Annotated in this window: 19 protein-coding genes; 3 read left to right on the top strand and 16 right to left on the bottom strand. The window is 37.3% G+C overall.

Going from position 1 to position 17441, the window contains the following annotated elements; all coding sequences use genetic code 11:
* Nucleotides 1–2: 2 nt before the first annotated feature.
* Nucleotides 3–1154: a TolB family protein gene (locus ABXT71_RS01790; RefSeq protein WP_415372091.1), complete on the bottom strand. Its 1152-nt coding sequence runs from the start codon at nucleotides 1152–1154 to the stop codon at nucleotides 3–5.
* A gap of 31 nt (nucleotides 1155–1185) precedes the next feature.
* On the opposite strand from ABXT71_RS01790, the gene ABXT71_RS01785 reads away from it, so the two are divergent.
* Nucleotides 1186–2436: a M20/M25/M40 family metallo-hydrolase gene (locus ABXT71_RS01785; protein ID WP_415373048.1), complete on the top strand. Its 1251-nt coding sequence runs from the start codon at nucleotides 1186–1188 to the stop codon at nucleotides 2434–2436.
* 21 nt (nucleotides 2437–2457) lie between these two features.
* Here the strand turns inward: ABXT71_RS01785 and ABXT71_RS01780 are convergent, their stop codons facing one another.
* The 4 genes from ABXT71_RS01780 to ABXT71_RS01765 form a co-directional block, all read right to left on the bottom strand.
* Nucleotides 2458–3948: a cellulose synthase family protein gene (locus ABXT71_RS01780; protein WP_415372090.1), complete on the bottom strand. Its 1491-nt coding sequence runs from the start codon at nucleotides 3946–3948 to the stop codon at nucleotides 2458–2460.
* Nucleotides 3945–4646, bottom strand: a complete 702-nt coding sequence (locus ABXT71_RS01775) for a glycosyltransferase family 2 protein (protein ID WP_415372089.1) — start codon at nucleotides 4644–4646, stop codon at nucleotides 3945–3947. The genes ABXT71_RS01780 and ABXT71_RS01775 overlap by 4 nt, the downstream gene beginning before the upstream one ends.
* 173 nt (nucleotides 4647–4819) lie before the next feature.
* The gene (locus ABXT71_RS01770) at nucleotides 4820–6415 is read right to left on the bottom strand and encodes a 4Fe-4S binding protein (protein ID WP_415372088.1); all 1596 of its coding nucleotides are present in this window, start codon (nucleotides 6413–6415) and stop codon (nucleotides 4820–4822) included.
* 3 nt (nucleotides 6416–6418) lie between these two features.
* Complete coding sequence (locus ABXT71_RS01765) at nucleotides 6419–7726, bottom strand: NAD(P)/FAD-dependent oxidoreductase (protein ID WP_415372087.1); 1308 nt, start codon at nucleotides 7724–7726, stop codon at nucleotides 6419–6421.
* A gap of 91 nt (nucleotides 7727–7817) precedes the next feature.
* Between ABXT71_RS01765 and ABXT71_RS01760 the strand changes: the two genes are divergently transcribed.
* Complete coding sequence (locus ABXT71_RS01760) at nucleotides 7818–8834, top strand: glycoside hydrolase family 113 (RefSeq protein ID WP_415372086.1); 1017 nt, start codon at nucleotides 7818–7820, stop codon at nucleotides 8832–8834.
* A 243-nt stretch (nucleotides 8835–9077) separates the two neighbouring features.
* On the opposite strand, the gene ABXT71_RS01755 is transcribed toward ABXT71_RS01760, so the two are convergent.
* From ABXT71_RS01755 to ABXT71_RS01705, 11 genes are all read right to left on the bottom strand, one after another.
* The gene (locus ABXT71_RS01755) at nucleotides 9078–9854 is read right to left on the bottom strand and encodes a TIGR04283 family arsenosugar biosynthesis glycosyltransferase (RefSeq protein WP_415372085.1); all 777 of its coding nucleotides are present in this window, start codon (nucleotides 9852–9854) and stop codon (nucleotides 9078–9080) included.
* 248 nt (nucleotides 9855–10102) lie between these two features.
* A complete protein-coding gene (locus ABXT71_RS01750; protein ID WP_415372084.1) occupies nucleotides 10103–11059 on the bottom strand; it encodes a DUF547 domain-containing protein in 957 nt (318 codons plus the stop codon).
* Nucleotides 11060–11228: 169 nt separating this feature from the next.
* Entirely contained in the window at nucleotides 11229–12197 is a 969-nt protein-coding gene (gene arsM / locus ABXT71_RS01745; protein WP_415372083.1) for an arsenosugar biosynthesis arsenite methyltransferase ArsM, read from the bottom strand.
* 167 nt (nucleotides 12198–12364) lie between these two features.
* Complete coding sequence (locus tag ABXT71_RS01740; RefSeq protein ID WP_415372082.1) at nucleotides 12365–12562, bottom strand: hypothetical protein; 198 nt, start codon at nucleotides 12560–12562, stop codon at nucleotides 12365–12367.
* Between the two features lie 2 nt (nucleotides 12563–12564).
* Entirely contained in the window at nucleotides 12565–13377 is an 813-nt protein-coding gene (locus ABXT71_RS01735; RefSeq protein ID WP_415372081.1) for a purine-nucleoside phosphorylase, read from the bottom strand.
* Nucleotides 13378–13443: 66 nt separating this feature from the next.
* Nucleotides 13444–14136 (bottom strand): TIGR04282 family arsenosugar biosynthesis glycosyltransferase, encoded by a 693-nt coding sequence (locus tag ABXT71_RS01730; protein WP_415372080.1) that lies wholly within the window; start codon nucleotides 14134–14136, stop codon nucleotides 13444–13446.
* A gap of 11 nt (nucleotides 14137–14147) precedes the next feature.
* Entirely contained in the window at nucleotides 14148–14663 is a 516-nt protein-coding gene (locus ABXT71_RS01725; RefSeq protein WP_415372079.1) for a rhodanese-like domain-containing protein, read from the bottom strand.
* Between the two features lie 5 nt (nucleotides 14664–14668).
* Nucleotides 14669–15736 (bottom strand): arsenosugar biosynthesis radical SAM (seleno)protein ArsS, encoded by a 1068-nt coding sequence (arsS, locus tag ABXT71_RS01720; protein WP_415372078.1) that lies wholly within the window; start codon nucleotides 15734–15736, stop codon nucleotides 14669–14671.
* Between the two features lie 132 nt (nucleotides 15737–15868).
* On the bottom strand, nucleotides 15869–16207 hold the full coding sequence (locus tag ABXT71_RS01715; RefSeq protein ID WP_028377507.1) for an arsenosugar biosynthesis-associated peroxidase-like protein: 339 nt from the start codon (nucleotides 16205–16207) through the stop codon (nucleotides 15869–15871).
* A 104-nt stretch (nucleotides 16208–16311) separates the two neighbouring features.
* Nucleotides 16312–16584 (bottom strand): DUF481 domain-containing protein, encoded by a 273-nt coding sequence (locus tag ABXT71_RS01710; RefSeq protein ID WP_415372077.1) that lies wholly within the window; start codon nucleotides 16582–16584, stop codon nucleotides 16312–16314.
* Nucleotides 16559–16657: a hypothetical protein gene (locus tag ABXT71_RS01705; RefSeq protein WP_415373047.1), complete on the bottom strand. Its 99-nt coding sequence runs from the start codon at nucleotides 16655–16657 to the stop codon at nucleotides 16559–16561. The genes ABXT71_RS01710 and ABXT71_RS01705 overlap by 26 nt, the downstream gene beginning before the upstream one ends.
* 553 nt (nucleotides 16658–17210) lie before the next feature.
* Here ABXT71_RS01705 and ABXT71_RS01700 point away from each other — a divergent pair.
* The gene (locus ABXT71_RS01700) at nucleotides 17211–17435 is read left to right on the top strand and encodes a hypothetical protein (protein WP_415372076.1); all 225 of its coding nucleotides are present in this window, start codon (nucleotides 17211–17213) and stop codon (nucleotides 17433–17435) included.
* Nucleotides 17436–17441: the final 6 nt, after the last annotated feature.

Below are 17441 nucleotides of genomic sequence, written 5' to 3'. Positions count from 1 at the left end.
ATTTAATCTTGCCATTCTGCAATAAACAGATTTGTATCTCTTCCACCACCGTTATTTCGGTTTGAAGAGAATGCTAGGTGTTTACCATCATTGCTAAAAACGGGGAAGGCGTCAAAAGTTTCTCCATGGGTAACACGTTCTAGATTCTTACCGTCGAGATCAATTAAGTATAAGTTAAATGGAAACCCGCGTTCTGCTTCGTGATTACTACTGAAAAGGATTTTGTTTCCGCTTGGGTGGAAAAAAGGACTCCAGTTTGCGTTTCCTAAATTTGTTAATTGCTTCATATTACTCCCATCTGCGTCACAGATATACAGTTCCATATCTACAGGTTCAACTAATCCGTCTGCAAGAAGGTCTTTATACTTTTTTACCTCGGCGTCTGTTTTAGGGCGTGAAGAACGGAAGATTAACTTGGTTCCGTCTGGTGAGAAAAAAGCGCCACCGTCATAACCTAGCGCATCGGTAATTTGTTTTTTTTCGCTTCCGTCTATGTTCATAGTCCAAAGCTCAAGATCGCCACTTCGTGTCGAGGTAAATACTATTTTATCTCCTTTTGGTGAGACGGTGGCTTCTGCGTCATAGCCTGTGTTTGTAGTGAGTTGGTCTGTAATGTTACCTTCTAGATCTGCTACAAAAATGTCAAAGCTATCATATACTGGCCAAACGTAGTTTCCGTTTTTACGGAGGGGAACTTCTGGACAATTTTCGTCAACAAGGTGCGTGCTTCCATAGACATAATGCTTGTTGTCTGGCAGGAAATAAGCACAAGTAGTTCTTCCTTTTCCTGTAGAAATCATTGGGGGTTTTGTTCCCTTGAACGTTTCCGAAGCATTCATTAAAAACATTTGGTCACAGGCCACACCCCAATCTTTAAAGTTGGATTGAAATACTAATTGTTTATCATCAAAACTCCAATAAGCTTCTGCATTATCTCCACCAAATGTTACTTGACGTATGTTCTTAAAATAGCGTTCTTCTGGGTAGATGAGCGTGTCTTTAGTTTGGGTGTCGATAAACGCTGTTCGATTCTCTTTTTGCACATTAATTGGAGTCGAAGTGTCGGTGCTTAATATTTCCGAAGCAGTATCCTTCAAGTCATTTTTGCAACTTACTACTACAGAAATGAACAATAGGGCGGCTAGAATTCTCATATTTAAAGTAATTTTGTACAAAAATAATGATATGCGTGGATATGCGATACTATTAATTGCACTAGTTGTGATTTCTTGCAAGAATGTACCTGTTACTAATGTCTCTATGAAAGAGGATGTTGCGGCACTTGCCGATGATGCTATGGGCGGCCGTCAGACGGGTACAGCCGGTGAGCTTATGGCTGCGGCCTATATTGAGGCGAGAATGACGGAAGTCGGGCTCGAACCTAAAGGTGTTGAAGGTACATTCATGCAGACTTTTACATTTAAAGCCAGCACAAACCCGCATGAGCAAGCAGAGTTTACAAATCTAACAGAGGAGGGAGCAGTAACGGGAACAAATGTGATAGGTTACATTGACAACCAAGCAGACAAAACAGTGGTCATTGGCGCGCACTACGACCATCTAGGTACTGGTGGTGAGGGCTCATTATATAGAGAAGATGAAACGTCTATTCACAACGGTGCAGATGATAATGCGAGTGGCGTTGCCATAATGTTGAAGATTGCAAATGCCCTTCGTCAAGGTCAAAGTGACAAGGGTAATCAAAAGCAAAGTAATTATTTATTTATTGCTTTCTCAGGAGAAGAAATAGGGCTTTTAGGATCTAATTATTTTGTAAAAAACCCAACTATTGATACTAAGAAAGTAAGCTATATGATTAATATGGATATGGTAGGGAGATTAAATGAAGAGAAAGTAGTCGCTGTATACGGGGTAGGTACTTCACCTCGATTTAAGCAAGCGTTATTTGCAAATAACGACCAAGGGTTAACGGTTAGTGAACACGATAGCGGCGTAGGGCCAAGTGACCACACATCTTTTTATCTAGCAGATATTCCAGTGCTACATTTTTTTACAGGACAGCATAGTGATTATCACAAACCAAGTGATGATGCAGAAAAGTTGAATTATGAAGGGATGGAGAAGATCTCAAAGTACCTGCTAAATATTGTAAATGATTTAGACGATGCAGAAAAGTTGACATTCCGTAAAACAAAAAACGAAAGCGAAGAAGTTCCGGCTTTTAAAGTGGCTCTAGGTGTGGTGCCAGATTATTTATATAGCGGCGAAGGAATGCGCATTGATGGTGTAAGCGAAGAAAAACCGGCTCAAAAAGCAGGGATGCAAAAAGGAGATACAGTACTCAAACTAGGGGGTCAAGACACACCAGATATGATGAGCTATATGAAGGCGCTTTCTACTTTTGATGAAGGTCAATCTACTGTGGTGACGTTTAAAAGAAACGGGGAATTGATGACGGTTAAGATTACGTTTTAATAATTGAGTATCATTGAACAGTTATACCTTACTCAACAAGCTCTGAAAGAATACAAAACCAAAACCGAGGCAAAGCATCAAGTGAAAAGGGAATAATCCAAAATCACCGCCTTGGTTACCTATGACAAAGGCTAAGTACATGCCGAAGCCAAAATAAAACATTAGTATTCCTTCTATAATAATGTTTGGTGAGAGTTTATTCACTACATACTTATTGCCTTTCCAACTGTCTTTTAAGTTGTTGATATTGAACTTTGGGGTACGGATAAAGTCACTTTTCTTACCTAAATGCCCTTCTAAGACTGCAATGGAGTTGTGCACGGAAAAGCCCATCGCAATAGAGAAAAACAAAAAGAACATCCCTATATATTCAAAGAATTTTAAGAAGCCGCCTCCGTTCATTTTTTTGTACATAAACCAATAGCATATAAAGAAGATGAGTGTGCTAATCACAAAGAAGCTCATTATAATAAAATAAACTTTTAAATGCTGATACTCATTCTTGATATAAAGCATCGGGATACTTAGGACGGCAACAACAAAAATGCTTAAAAACATCGTGCTATTTAAAAGGTGCAGTGTTCCGTGTACTTTGGTTTTAAAAGAGATCTTTTTACTTCGCCAAAGTCGACCTAGCATTTTTCTAAAGTTTTCTGCTCCTCCTTTATTCCAACGAAATTGTTGTGAGCGAGCTGCACTAATAACCACGGGTAATTCTGCTGGAGTTTCTACTTCTTCTAAGTATTTAAATTTCCAATTTTTGAGTTGTGCGCGGTAGCTTAAATCGAGATCTTCTGTTAAGGTGTCGCCTTCCCAGTTACCTGCATCAAGAATGCACTGCTTTCTCCAAACACCAGCGGTTCCATTAAAGTTGATGAAATGTCCTTCACTGTTTCTACCTACTTGTTCTAATGTAAAATGGGCGTCAAGGGCGAAGGCTTGGACACGTGTAAGCAACGAATAGTTTTTATTTATATGACCCCAACGGGTTTGTACCACGCCTATATTTCTATCTTTAAAATAGGGAATGGTTTTATACAACCAGTCTTTCTCTGGGAGGAAATCTGCATCAAAGATGGCAATGTATTCTCCCTTAGCAGATTTTAAACCTTCTTTTAATGCGCCAGCTTTAAAACCCTTGCGGTCAGCACGCGTAACGTGTTGAATATCTAATCCCGTACTTTTTAATACTATAATATGAGCAGCGGTTTGAGCAAAAGATTCATCCGTGCTATCATCCAATACCTGTATTTCCAACTTGTGTTTGGGATAGTCAATTTCTGCTATATTTTCTAGCAGTCGCTCCATTACGTATAGTTCGTTATAAACGGGAAGTTGTATAGTGACGAAAGGAATTTGTTCTTGATCTGTTAAATCAAACATAGCAGATGTGTCTGTACGACGATGTGATCTCAGGTAATTTAATAATAAGTTGAGTTGCGCTAAAGCATATAATAAAATAAGCAATAGTGCAGCCGTATAAATTACCATAACAATGGTTTGCCAGATCATTTTTTGAACGAATATTTAAAAATCCAACCGAGAATTTTGATGCCCGCAAAGATAGCACCTTTTACGGTTCCCGAAACTTTAGAAACGCCTATTCGGTTTCTGTATTTCATAGGTATTTCTGTATATGTAAATTTCTTTTTTAATGCCTTTAGTTGCATCTCAACAGTCCAACCATAGGTCTTGTCTTCCATGTTAAGCGCTAGTAATTTGTCGTATTTGATGGCCCTAAATGGGCCTAGGTCTGTAAACCTTGATTTAAAAAACAAAGACATTAATGAAGTCGCTAACCAGTTCCCAAATTGCTGCGGAAATGTCATAGACCCATTCGCTCTTAATTCTTTAACACGAGCGCCTACGACAAAATCAATATCACGATTAATAATAGGTGTAATGAGCTCAGTAAGTTGTTCTGGGTAATCGCTATAATCTCCATCAAGGAAAACGATAATATCTGGTTTGGTTTCTGCATTCGCCAAGTATTCCATACCTTTTAGACAGGCATAACCGTATCCTTTGTTTGGTTCTTTCAGAACGGTTGCCCCATTATCTTTTGCTACTTGTTCAGTGCTATCTGTAGAGTTATTGCTTACGACAATTACTTCATTGACAGTTTTTGGAATAGCCCGAAGCACAAGGCCAATGGAAGCTTCTTCGTTAAACGCGGGAATAATAACTTTTATGTTGGGGTTAGATAGCATTGGTCTTATAGGATGCGAAATTACACAATACTTTGCGAAGTTTTAATTAAAAAACAACAACATAAAAACCTCATAGTTTATAAAGGCCTGTGAGGTCTACATAAAAGTTTATTTCTAAAAAAAAATGCTAAAAGAAATTACGAGATTGAAGCTATAGTTTTTCCGAAGTAATACTATTTATTATGATTCATTAATTCCATTAAATCTACGTCGTTGCCAAGAAGCACTTCTGTGGGATTTATTCGCCCATCTTGTGAGTCGTTTTCAAGTTTAAGCACGCCACGAGGACAAACAGCAGAGCAGACACCACAGCCTACACAACTAGAACGGACAATGTTTTCGCCTTTTTGAGCGTAGGCTCTTACGTCGATTCCCATTTCACAATAAGTAGAACAATTACCACAAGAGATACACTGACCTCCGTTTGTAGTGATTCTAAATTTTGAGAATAAACGCTGTTGCATTCCTAAGATTGCAGCCATAGGACAGCCCATTCGGCACCAAACTCTATTTCCGAAAATAGGGTAGAAGCCCGTGCCTATCACACCAGAAAATACAGATCCTATAAGGAAGCCGTAAAATGTACGTAAGGTTCCTGCTTCAAATAAAAATAAGGTGCTACTTGAAGCGTAATGAATGCCTATTAAACTTAATACAACTACGAGATAACCAATGGCTCCATATTGTGCATCTTTTGCTAATTCGTCTCTTTTGAAATGCCAAATAGCGGCAAATAATAGTCCTAAAAATACGGCTACTCCTATTAAGAAAACATCTTTTGTGAGCCAGTACTTTGAATTATCATACCCTAAATAGGTAGAAATAACGGCCGTTGTCATCACCACAGAAAAAACTAATACTGAGTGTATCACCCATCGTTCTATTTTCCAGGCATTCATGCTCTTATCACTTAATTGTCTAAAAGCATCTCCCGCTGTTTCTGCAAGACCACCACAACCACAAACCCAGGAGCAGTACCATCGTTTGCCGTATTTATAGGTGAGAATAGGAGAAACCACAAATATGGATAGGATTCCAAAAAGAAGGAAGACCAGTCCTACGGTCTGTGCATTAATTAACTCATCTACACGCCATTGATCAAAGGCATAATAATTAAGGGGCCACATGTTTTTTAGATCATTGTATGGCAATGAAAAGTCGTCTGTGTTTAATCGCGCCATTAATTCTGGAATGACAAAGGCAAATGCAGTCTGGAAAAACATAACACTTGCGGTGCGCAATTGTTCATATCTATTATGCTTGTACTTATTGATAAACTTGTATCCGAAAGAAAGAATTGCAATCGTATATAAAGTTCCATATACAAACCATTGGCTTGCTTGCCCACCATTTAAAAACCTACTTAAAGGATCAAATAACGAAATTAAACCAGTGTTTGCCTCGCCATCAACACCAAGCCCTAATAACTCTGCGAAGAAATAGAGTACAATATAAAAACCTGTTAAGGCAATACCAGCCAGCCAAGCTAAAAAGCCTCTGCTTGAAATAGATTTAAACCAGACACCGTCATTTTTAATTCCTTCTTGCTTATTGCCGTAAGCGCCCTTGGTAAACACTACAACACCTGTAACTATTGCCAGAAGTGAAATGGCCAACCAAATAGGTTTGTTAGGAAAATTGACATTGAATGCAGCTAGTACTAGTATAATTAAGCCAGTCATTCCAACAATAGTTCCAATCTTTTGAGTCGTGTTGAGACTTTTAGGGGCTTGCCCAGTCAATGACATATCTTTTTGTAAGGTGCTCATAGCTTAGGCGTTTATAGTTTGTTGTACTTGGTATGCACGTATTATTTCCTTTTCAAAATGTGTGTAAAATTCAGGATCAAAATTGGCTTCCTTTAGGTGTTCAATTACGAAGTCTACAGAAACCTTATTTGTTAACCATTGATCAAAAACCTCGTGTCGCATTCTAATCCCAAAAGTGTTGATGCCTAAAAATGTATTGGTAGTAGCATCATATGCAACGGTGATGCAAATATCTTTTTCAGGGTGTTTCCAGTGAAAATGTAATTCATCATCTTTTTTACTTTGATTACTAAAAACCCACCCGTAGGTTTGATATTCAATGTCTAAAAATTTTGCGCTATTAAACCAATGGCCAGGGTTGTATTCTGTGGTATTCCCGCAGATAGTTTGCGCTACGGTTTCTCCCATCATTCTTCCTGTGTACCATACGGCTTCTATAGGACGACGTGAACCTATAGGGTCGTGCTGCTCTGCACAATCACCTATGGCATAGATGTCTTTTACATTTGTTTCTAAGAAGCGATTTACTTTAACCCCACGACCTAGTTCAATACCGCTTTCTTTTAGGAAGTCAACATTAGGGGAAACTCCGGCAGTTAAGCCAACCACATTGCATTCAATTATTTCGCCCGTTTCCGTAATTTTAATGGCTTTTACACGACCGTGCTCGTCTGCAATTATTTCTTCAAGATTGACTCCTAGCCTCAAATCTATGTGATGGCTTTTAATATGTTTATTGATCATTTTGCTTTCGCCAGATGGCAAAACGCCATTCCAGAAACTATCTTCTCTAACTAAAAATGTCACAGGAATATCTCTTGTGCGAAGCATTTCTGCCATCTCGATACCTATGAGGCCTCCACCTACAATTACGGCCCTATTACATATGTCTTTATTGGGCGCATTCGCTTCTAGTTTCTCTAAATCTTGATAGGAATACAAGCCTTGTACACCGTCGAGATCCTGTCCAGGCCATCCAAACTTATTGGGCTTGGATCCTGTTGCAATAATAAGGGAATCATAGGGAATACGCTCTGCATCTTTAGTCACTACTTCTTTTGCTTCGGTAAGTATTTGATTGACGTAGGCACGCTTTAAATCTATGCGGTTCTTTTTCCAAAAATATTTTTCATAAGGTTGGGTGTGTTCAAACTTCATATGTCCCATATAAACATACATCAATGCCGTACGGGAAAAAAAGTAATCGGTCTCTGCAGAAATAATCGTAATTTTATGGTCGGAGAGTTTACGGATGTGTCTTGCAGCGGTGACTCCTGCAATTCCGTTACCTATAATGACAATGTTTTTCATAAAGTGGTAGTATTCTTTCTTATGGTCGTGTTTAAAGTTACATACATTACATTGAAATGCGTTAATTTTGAATAATATTAACAAAATTGCTATGTTTAGAATCTTCACCCTACTCTTTATTCAACTGGTATTAGTTTGTTCTAGCTGTGCTCAAAAGGCAACGCAAAAAGTAAACGGTGTTAGTTTTGTGGCTGCGGGTCAAGAGGCGGCTAAAGAACATGTGGATGCCGTAGTTCATATTAATGCTAATTATGCGGCGGTAATGCCCTTTGGTTTTATAAGAAATCAAGAAACACCAGAGATTATTCACAATACTGAGCGGCAATGGTTTGGGGAGACTAAAGCAGGAATTGTACAATATGCTCAGTTACTCAAAGAACAAAATATAGCTATCATGGTGAAGCCACATATATGGCTTTGGCATGGAGAGTTTACAGGTTATCTAAAAATGGAAACAGAAGAAGACTGGGAGCGTTTAGAAAAGTCTTACACTTCATTTATTTTAACATATGCGGAAGCTGCGCAAGACATTAACGCCGAAATATTCTGTATCGGTACTGAGCTAGAACAATTTGTAGTAAACAGACCAGACTATTGGATGCAGCTAATTCCTGAAATAAAAAAAGTATACAAAGGTAAATTGACCTACGCGGCAAACTGGGATGAATATAAGCGCGTGCATTTTTGGAAGGAATTGGATTATATAGGGGTAGATGCTTATTTCCCGGTTTCAGATAATAAAACACCAACTATTGAAGAAGCTAAAGTTGGATTGCAAAAGTGGAAACTTGAAATGAAGCAAATTTCAGAAGCAAATAATACCCCAGTTTTATTCACTGAATACGGATACAGGAGTGTAGATTTTGCAGGTAAAGAACCTTGGTTAAGTTCTAGGATGATGACTGAGGTAAATCTAGATGCGCAGACAAATTTAACAAAGGCTTTGATTGAAGAAATGTACCTTGAGCCCTGGTTCGTTGGAGGTTTTATCTGGAAATGGTTTATTGAGCACGATAAGGTAGGAGGCATTGAGAATACTCAATTTACGCCACAGAATAAGCCTGTTGAACAGGAGCTGAAAAAGCATTTTGAGATGTATAGGTATTAAAATCTCTTAGGTTGCTTCAAGTTAAAAAATAAAGGATTAATCGTTTAATTCGTGACTGTTTATTTCATTGCTTTATTTGGCGGTGTTCTATAGTTTCATGATTTTTAATGTTATTTAAGAAATACTAGAATTTGCTCATAGAAATCACAACACTTGACTAATCAGTAACAAGTCTTGGTGAGAATTATTTACGGGCACCTGAAATGAAGCGTTTTGTAGAAGGTGGGAGCGAGTGAAAGTAAATTATTTGTCAGCAAATATGTTATCAACAGTAGGTGATTTTACTTCTTCAATAACTGTTGAGTTGCTAGATTGCTTAATGTTCTTTTTATAATAGGCGAACAATTTTTCTGCATCAGCGCCAAACCATTTTTTGACATAGATGACCAAAAAGTGATATTGCACGTACCAAACGCCTTTTTCATCGTACATTCTAGACGAAGACCCTATCCATTCTTGAATCACTATAAACTTTTTACGTTTGTACAGCTCGTTGATTAAGATGTTGTCCTCATAAATAATATATGACTCATCAAAACCACCTATTTCGTCAAAAAGCTCGCGAGTTATAAACTGGCTTTGATCACCTCCACGACAAGCTCTCCAAGAAAATTGAGTTAGCCAGCTCGCTAATCTCAGCCACCAGTGGTCGCTTTTAAATTTCATTTTAAAACATCCGGCAGGATTCCCTTTTTTAACTTCGGAAATAATAAGGGTGTCAAAATATTTAGGAGGATAAGAATCTGCGTGAAGGAAGTATAATATATCTCCTGTGGCTTTTTTCGAGCCAGTGTTCATTTGTTTCGCCCGGCCTTTTTCTGAAGTAATTAAAAGAATATTGAAACTTGACGTTTTTGTAAATGCTTTAATGAGCTGTAATGTGTCATCCTCACTGCCACCATCTATAAGAATAATCTCTGCAATGTTATGGTTATTTATAGAGCCATTTTTGGTCAAATGTTCAAGTACCGAAACGATGTTTTCAGCTTCATTAAGAACAGGGATGATAATACTAAGCATACAAGGTGAAATTACGGAAATTTGAGATGAATGATTAAGTCCTATTTAAAAACCTCTTTGGGCTGCCCTAGACTACTAAACCCTTTAGACGAAATAAGACTTCAGCTTTGTAGTGTTAGCGCAATAATAATAAGTGCCGGGACATATTTAAAATGGTTCATAAGTATGTGCTTATTTAAACTTACAGGAATTGATGCAAGAAATCATGTTAATTCACAGGGTTTAAATGAGCTTAAATAAAACGGTGGTTATTTGTTTAAAGCCCAGTCATAATCCATATAACGCACCTTTGCATCTTCTGAAATGGTAATGGTAGAAAATTTATTAAGGTAATCGATAACACTTCCATCGCGTGTAAAGTCTTTAGAAAACCACTTAAAGATATTAGAGATTTCGATACTATGCTCCGAAATCATATTTCGGCTTGGATCATTTATAAAGCGTATTGCAACTAATTTAAGTTGCGCATCTACTTTAGATGGTACAAAAGCTTCATTCAATAATGGAGGGCAAGAAAAAGAAGCGCAATTGATTCCGAAATGTATGCGAGCATCACCCATGTTACGAAGGATCTGATGTTCTATTTCGTCAAGATTATAATATTTATCGCCTAGTTTCCAGAGGCGCTGGTCCCATGGGTTTTTAATATCCTTGATACTTTCTAGTGGTTGGTTACGTAGGATGAGGTCAATAGTCATTGCATTATAAGCGTTCATCCAGTAGGCTAGTTTTTCGTTCTGAGACCAAGTGTCTTCTGGAAGGTTTTCGGCTAAAGCCTTAATGTAATTGAGTAATGTTTTACGGTTACTCTTAAGACCTGCGTAGTTAACATTTCCTGTACTAGAGACATTATTCTTTAGTAAAGTATCAAATAATTTATGAAGTTCTGTTTGTTCTAACCTCAAGTCTACAATTACTTTTTTTTCAACAACTGCCTCGTCCACAGGTGAAGTTGTGTTGTTAATTTTTGGTTGAATCACTTCTACAACCGGTGCTACGATTTCTGCCGTTTCTTGCACTACAGGCAATTCTTTTACAGGCAAGGTGGTTCTTAGAAAAGTTCCTTTGCTTACTGTGACTTTATTTTCTATAACAAGGGTTTCATCAAAAGGTATTTCCGTAGAAATAGTTTTTGACGTTTGCTTTGTGCTACAACAAAAGGTAAAAATTAATGCAGAAAATAATAATAGAGAGAATGTCTTCATGGCGCATGTGTTAATGCTCTAATGTTTGCAATCTAGCTTTTATAACGTACTGCAATTGTCGTTCTAAAAACAAGATATTTACTTTAAAGCGTTAGCTGTGTTTCATAGGGGTGATTTTCTAATTCATAGTCAAACTTGCTTTGGTTTTAATTGATGCCAAAATTTAAATTTAGCAACAACCGCCACCATCGTAATGGAAGGTAGATTCGCTAAAATAAATATCATCTCTTCCCAATGCTTTTAACGCTCCTGCTGTCTTATCACAGATAGCTAATGGTTGATTTTTTAATAAGATATGCCCCATATCATCGTCAAAGAAATCTTGGTGACCATAATAAATGGCTGCCTTCCCTGTAAAAATACAAGGGCCATCTTCTGGCATAGGGTCTTTAATGGCTGCAACCTCGATAGACTCAATGTAGATGAGCTCATCTGTTGGGTAATTTTTAGGGTCAAGAATTCTGTATGGCTTTCTTGCTCTAATCTCGATGGTGCCAAAACCTGCGTCTGTGAGCGCTTTTACATACTCTGCTATAGGTAAACTGCCACTTAAGCATAAAGCACGAAGACGATCATCGTTACGTAGTGTTTCATTCATTTCTTGCTCACAGGTTGGGTCACTCATTACAAGACTACCACCTGGTTTAAGCACGCGATACATCTCTTCAATCGCTTTCTTTAAATCTTCTGCTTTAAAAATATTGAATAAGCAGTTTTGAGCTGCCACATCAATAGAGTTGTCATCTACAGGTAAGTTAAGTGCATCTCCTTTTTTAAGATCTACAAACTCACTTTTAAACCAGTCGTTTTGTTCTTCTGCAACTTTAAAGTTAATTCTAGAAGCTTCAAGCATTTCATCAACAACATCAACACCTACAACGCCACCTTTAACACGGTTAAAGTATGCAAATTGCAAGAGCTCCATACCACCACCTACGCCTACATAAAGCGTTTTTGGATTGTTAGAAAGATCACGAGCGTGCACTGTGCTTCCGCAGCCGTAGTTCATTTCTTGCATTATTTTAGGAATTTTCAATCCTGGTAATTCCCATATTGGGTTTGTTGTACAGCATAATCCCACATCTGGAGTAAGGGCTGCTTCTTTGTAAACGTCGTGTGTAGTCTCTAAATAACTCATAGGTTTAACGTGCAATTTGCAGGATACAGTGGCAGTAAATACTGTGTTTGTGTCCGCTGTTTTAGTTTATAATTAAATTGGTATGCTCTTTAATTAGTAAAGCTTTCGTCGGAAAAATTATTGAATCATAACGTTTCCGAAGCATTAAGTCTTTGCTTAAAATTTATTTATTTATTGGCATCTTTATTACGGCCTCTCATAATGGAAAATCCAGATATAACAGCTGCTGAAGCCCAGATTATTCTATAGCCCCAGACATTCATATCCATTCCTAAAAACGCTGTTGCATTTTCTGGGTTAATGAATGATTGTGCAATTTTAAAACCTGCGACGCCGATAATGATTAAAGATAAAATATGTTTCATAGTTATAGTTGTTTTATGAGTTCTGTAAAAAGGGTGATCATCATTGGTTCTGCTTTTCCGGCCTGTGCAATAATATCTGGAATGTCTACGGGTTTTAAATTTTCTGGATCACATTCATCTGTCAAAACCGATAAAGCAGCAACGGGTAAATTTAATTGATTTGCCACAATAATTTCTGGTACTGTGCTCATCCCTACTGCATCAGTTCCTATAATTTTTAAATAGCGGTACTCTGCTCTTGTTTCTAATTGTGGTCCTACCACGCTTGTATACACACCTTTGTGGAGGTTGATTCCGTTTTCTTTTGCTATGGTTTCAAGTTTCGCATTCATATCTACGTCATAAGGCGCACTCATATCTACAAAACGTTCGCCTAGATTTTCAATGCCTTTAAAAGCGAGGGGTGAACCTCCTTGCAAGTTGATATGATCATCGATGAGCATAATTTCACCTTTTTTAAATGAGGTGTTGATGGCTCCAGATGCATTGCTTACAAGCAATTTTTCTATGCCTAATTCTTTCATTACGCGTACAGGAAAAGTTACATCTAGTAACGAATACCCTTCGTAGATATGAAAACGGCCTTGCATAAGCACCACTTTTTTACCGCCAAGTTCTCCATAGATAAGTTTCCCTTTATGGAATTCTACGGTTGCCGTTGGGAAATTAGGAATATGATTGTAGCTCATTTCTGCTTCAACCTGGACTGCATCAATTATTTTTCCTAAGCCTGTGCCTAGAATGATCCCCACTTCTGGTTTTCCAAATCCTCTACTTTGTAAAAATTCTACTGCCTCTGTGATATATTTTATCATTTATCTTTTTTTAATGTTGCCTAACATCCCACTAACTTCTTTCATTGTTCATTTTTAGTGCCTTATTCAATCTTTAGTCTTTTTCAACTCCGAGGGGAAAAACTCCTGAAAAGCGTAAATATTCTTAATGTCTTCATAATAATCCACATCATTCTTTTCTTCTAGAAGGGTCACCTGTTCTTTTTTTAAATCTGCAAGTGTATCCCTTAATACGGTGTCTGTTCCCCAAGCTTTGTTCTGGAAAATTTCAGAATTAAGTTTTTTCATACCTAATAAATAATAGCCACCATCTTCAGCAGGCCCTAAGACAAAGTCATTGTCGTTTAATTGGTCAAACCCATTTGATAAATCGTCTGTCGTCATATCATACATGTCACTGCCTATGACCATCGCACGTTCATAGCCCAATTCAAAAACTTCTTTAAAAGCTTGATCCATGCGCAGGCCTAGATCATCCCCTTTTTGAACTTTTTTTCGATAATTGTTTGAATTCCAAACGTCTCCTTCTCTCAATTTTTCCGAATAATATACGAATTTATCTACTTTTAAAGGGGTTGTTATTGCGACAGTATGATTCAATAAAAATTTATAAATCTTTAGTGCTGCATCATCACCAACGGTGCCCGCGAGACGTGTTTTGCATTTACCCAATTCTGGATTACGCGTAAAAATAATCAGTACATTTTTTGACGTAGGAAAGTGAAAAATCTCTGAATCTTTACCTGCATTGTTATCGTTCTTTAATCCTAATATCGCCATACAATTCTTTCTTAATTAGGGGTTTTAGTGTTATACACTTTCACTCCTTTTAAAAGCCATTTGCTCCAAGCTTTAGAGAACGTGTGTACACTATCTGTTTCTTTGTTTTGCGTGTTGAGAACTGGATACGCTTTGTTTTTCCATTCAAAAATCCCTCCGTATAGATTCTTGATATTTGTATAGCCTGCCTTCATCAGTTTTTCGCCTATTTCTTCGCTTCGTATTCCCAGCGAACAATACACCACAATAGGTTTTTCTTTGTCTATAATTTCTGTTAAAATATTATCAATTGAAAACCGGTTAAAACCAATAAATTGGGCCCCAGCGATGTGACTTGTTACAAACTCTTCAGACTCACGAGTATCTAACATTAATACGCCGTCATTTAACTGAAGTATTCTTAATTCTTCTACAGAAATATAAGGAATACTTCTAGTGTTATGTTGCTTTAGCAAAGCATCTAGTGTCTTTTGAGCAAAGACCGATGGCAGGATAAATAGGAATACTATGAAGAAATAAAATTTCATAATTACTACGCGGTTACGGTTCCTTGGCAACTACTACCTGCACCGGCAGTGCACCCGTAGCAATGTTGTGATATCATAATGTTTCTGTCGTTTAAGAGATCTTCGTTGTATTCGTTAATGTGTTTTACTTTACTCGCCACAGGCAGCTTAAGCATTTGATTAAAATCACAATCAAATAAATAGCCATCCCAAGAGATTGAGATTGTATTTGTGCACATCACGTTTTCAACAGCAGCAGGATTGTAGGCCTCTACTAATTGATACATGTAATCTTCATAATTCTCACTTGCGATCAGGTAATCTAGAAAACGTGCAATAGGCAGGTTTGTAATGGCAAATAAACTATGGAATTGGATATCAAAGTCTTCTAGCAAAGCCGCTTTCATTTCCTTTTCCATGCTTGCTTGGTCTCCAGGAAGATATGCGCCATTTGGGTTGTACACTAAATCTAAGCGCAGGCCACTCCCGGGCATCCCGTAGCCTCTTACATTTAATTCTTGTAGGGCTTTGATACTTAAGTCAAATACACCTTCACCACGTTGTTTGTCTGTTTTACCTCGCGTCCAGTGTGGCATAGAACTCACCACATGTATATTATGTTTTTTAAAGAAATCTGGTAGATCGTAGTGTTTTTTATTGGCTCTAATGATGGTAAGGTTACTTCTTACAATAAAGTCTTTAATACCCGCCTTGCTAGCTTCCTCGACAAATCTTCTAAAGTGAGGATTCATCTCTGGAGCTCCCCCAGTAAGATCTAAAGTATGGGCTTTTGTATTCCGAATCACTTCTAGACATTGCTCCATGGTTTCCCAGGTCATAATCTCTTTTCTATCGGGACCAGCATCTACGTGACAGTGTTCACAAACTTGGTTACACATATATCCTACATTAATTTGCAGAATTTCTAACTTATTAGGGCGAAGTGGTAATTGGTTTGTTTCCTTTATTTTTTGAGCAAAAGTTGGTAATTCGCCATTAGCGAAGATTCCGTTGCTTAAGATTTCTACTTGATGCTTTGCATTTGCAAGTTCTGCATCTCGTTTTTGTAATGATTGTTGTTTAAGCTTTGCCATACTGAGATTTACGATACAAAAAGTGCAATTTTAGATTTAAAAAGGTTATTTGTTTAATACAATTTATTTTTTTGTCGCTCACATTTCTAAAATCCCAAAATGCGATGCGGTCCTTGAGCTAAGTTAACGTGCTTACATTTCTAGCTTATTTACTTTATTCATCATCATCGTTCCGTGCACTAAAGTTGCTCCACTTTTTATAGCGGCACCCACGTGAATAGCCTCCATCATCTGCTCTTTTGTTACGCCCCTTTGCAAGGTGTCTTTTGTATAGGCATCTATGCAATACGGGCATTGCTCTGTGTGAGCAACTGCAAGGGCAATCAATGCTTTTTCGCGAGCAGTGAGTGCTCCTTCTTCAAATACTTTTCCGTAGTAATCAAAAAATTTAGTTCCAAGTTCTTCGCTCCATTCGGTTATTTTACCAAATTTTCGTAAATCTGCGGGATCGTAATAATTGTTTGCTGCCATAATACTATTTTATATACGTGCTATTTTCTTTTTTGGTATGTGTTATCGCTAGTAAATATACACATTAGACAGTAAATTAGAAGATAGCTTACACCCAAAGATGTTTAATCAAAGCTATAAGATAGACCAGTAGAAAAATCGTATTGTGAACTAGGGGTTCCTACCGCGGGAAAAGTGTCGTAAGTGAATGTATATGAAACTTTTAGCGATATATTTTTAAACATGCCAACACGCAACGAACTTTGATTTGAGATTCTATAGTCATTAAAGTTCTCTAAAATGGGTTGGTAATAGGTGGTGCTAATTACTGAAACGTTCTTATTGGGATATAAGCTAAAAGATACATAGCTGCTATTTCTTAAGTTTTTCTTGCTCATACTTGGCTAGTGTGCCTATGTAGAATCTGTGCTTTTCTGAAGTGGTAAGTTTATATCTTATGCCCGTTCTTATTAATGCGCGGAGGTCTATTAAGTTTATTTTATTTTTTTTGTAATTGACTAAATGCTTCCCAGGTAAATCTATCTGACAATTTGTAATTATACCTTAGGTGTAAAATACTACTGTTTTCAAAATCTGACCCTTCTATTTTCTGAAATGCCAAATCACTTTTTAATAATACGAGATGTTTATCCATCTTATGTTGAATATGGATATCGCCTGAAAACGTTGAAAAGTCCTGTGTATTTCTCTTTAAGGCAAAATCTAGAGAAACGCTTCCAGAGAAGCTAGAAGTATCAATTGTTTTTCTAAGAGACGCTGCATTAAGGATTTGATCGTCTTAGAACCACCATAAACTAGCAGTAAGAAATAGAGTTGGGGCAAAAAAACATCTCATAAACATAGGGGTTGTCCTTGGCGTCAAAGCTATAAAATTTACATTAAAAGGCATAGATTAAAATAATACGTTAAAATTTTGTTCAAATGGATATTTTTTCGTTTAATCCATATATATTTGAAAAAATTAACTTTTAGTGAATCTTATTAATTAGTAATAGCAGAAACAATGGATATAATAAAAGAAGCATTGGTATTTGAAGTACAAAAAACAAGTTTTAAAACTACAAGTGAACGCATACACGCATCGAGAAAAGCAAAAGAAATGATTCTTGGAGTCAATGAGATATATAAAGAAACACAAGATCCTGAATTGATGGATTTAATGAAGCGTCTTACTGTGGTAAAGCAGAAGATAGAGAAACGCCTTAAGGGCCGTGCTTTAACGGCTTAATGTAAG

The sequence above is a fragment of the Patiriisocius sp. Uisw_047 genome, assembly GCF_047730165.1.
Classification (GTDB): Bacteria; Bacteroidota; Bacteroidia; order Flavobacteriales; family Flavobacteriaceae; genus Patiriisocius.
Note: the sequence above shows the minus strand (reverse complement) of the source record. Positions and strands in the feature narration are given on the sequence as shown.

Excerpts from the sequence above, each read along its gene's own strand:
- ABXT71_RS01790 (WP_415372091.1), bottom strand. The coding sequence starts at position 1,154 with ATGAGAATTCTAGCCGCCCTATTGTTCATTTCTGTAGTAGTAAGTTGC.
- ABXT71_RS01785 (WP_415373048.1), top strand. The coding sequence starts at position 1,186 with ATGCGTGGATATGCGATACTATTAATTGCACTAGTTGTGATTTCTTGC.
- ABXT71_RS01780 (WP_415372090.1), bottom strand. The coding sequence starts at position 3,948 with ATGATCTGGCAAACCATTGTTATGGTAATTTATACGGCTGCACTATTG.
- ABXT71_RS01775 (WP_415372089.1), bottom strand. The coding sequence starts at position 4,646 with ATGCTATCTAACCCCAACATAAAAGTTATTATTCCCGCGTTTAACGAA.
- ABXT71_RS01770 (WP_415372088.1), bottom strand. The coding sequence starts at position 6,415 with ATGAGCACCTTACAAAAAGATATGTCATTGACTGGGCAAGCCCCTAAA.
- ABXT71_RS01765 (WP_415372087.1), bottom strand. The coding sequence starts at position 7,726 with ATGAAAAACATTGTCATTATAGGTAACGGAATTGCAGGAGTCACCGCT.
- ABXT71_RS01760 (WP_415372086.1), top strand. The coding sequence starts at position 7,818 with ATGTTTAGAATCTTCACCCTACTCTTTATTCAACTGGTATTAGTTTGT.
- ABXT71_RS01755 (WP_415372085.1), bottom strand. The coding sequence starts at position 9,854 with ATGCTTAGTATTATCATCCCTGTTCTTAATGAAGCTGAAAACATCGTT.
- ABXT71_RS01750 (WP_415372084.1), bottom strand. The coding sequence starts at position 11,059 with ATGAAGACATTCTCTCTATTATTATTTTCTGCATTAATTTTTACCTTT.
- arsM (WP_415372083.1), bottom strand. The coding sequence starts at position 12,197 with ATGAGTTATTTAGAGACTACACACGACGTTTACAAAGAAGCAGCCCTT.
- ABXT71_RS01740 (WP_415372082.1), bottom strand. The coding sequence starts at position 12,562 with ATGAAACATATTTTATCTTTAATCATTATCGGCGTCGCAGGTTTTAAA.
- ABXT71_RS01735 (WP_415372081.1), bottom strand. The coding sequence starts at position 13,377 with ATGATAAAATATATCACAGAGGCAGTAGAATTTTTACAAAGTAGAGGA.
- ABXT71_RS01730 (WP_415372080.1), bottom strand. The coding sequence starts at position 14,136 with ATGGCGATATTAGGATTAAAGAACGATAACAATGCAGGTAAAGATTCA.
- ABXT71_RS01725 (WP_415372079.1), bottom strand. The coding sequence starts at position 14,663 with ATGAAATTTTATTTCTTCATAGTATTCCTATTTATCCTGCCATCGGTC.
- arsS (WP_415372078.1), bottom strand. The coding sequence starts at position 15,736 with ATGGCAAAGCTTAAACAACAATCATTACAAAAACGAGATGCAGAACTT.
- ABXT71_RS01715 (WP_028377507.1), bottom strand. The coding sequence starts at position 16,207 with ATGGCAGCAAACAATTATTACGATCCCGCAGATTTACGAAAATTTGGT.
- ABXT71_RS01710 (WP_415372077.1), bottom strand. The coding sequence starts at position 16,584 with ATGAGCAAGAAAAACTTAAGAAATAGCAGCTATGTATCTTTTAGCTTA.
- ABXT71_RS01700 (WP_415372076.1), top strand. The coding sequence starts at position 17,211 with ATGGATATAATAAAAGAAGCATTGGTATTTGAAGTACAAAAAACAAGT.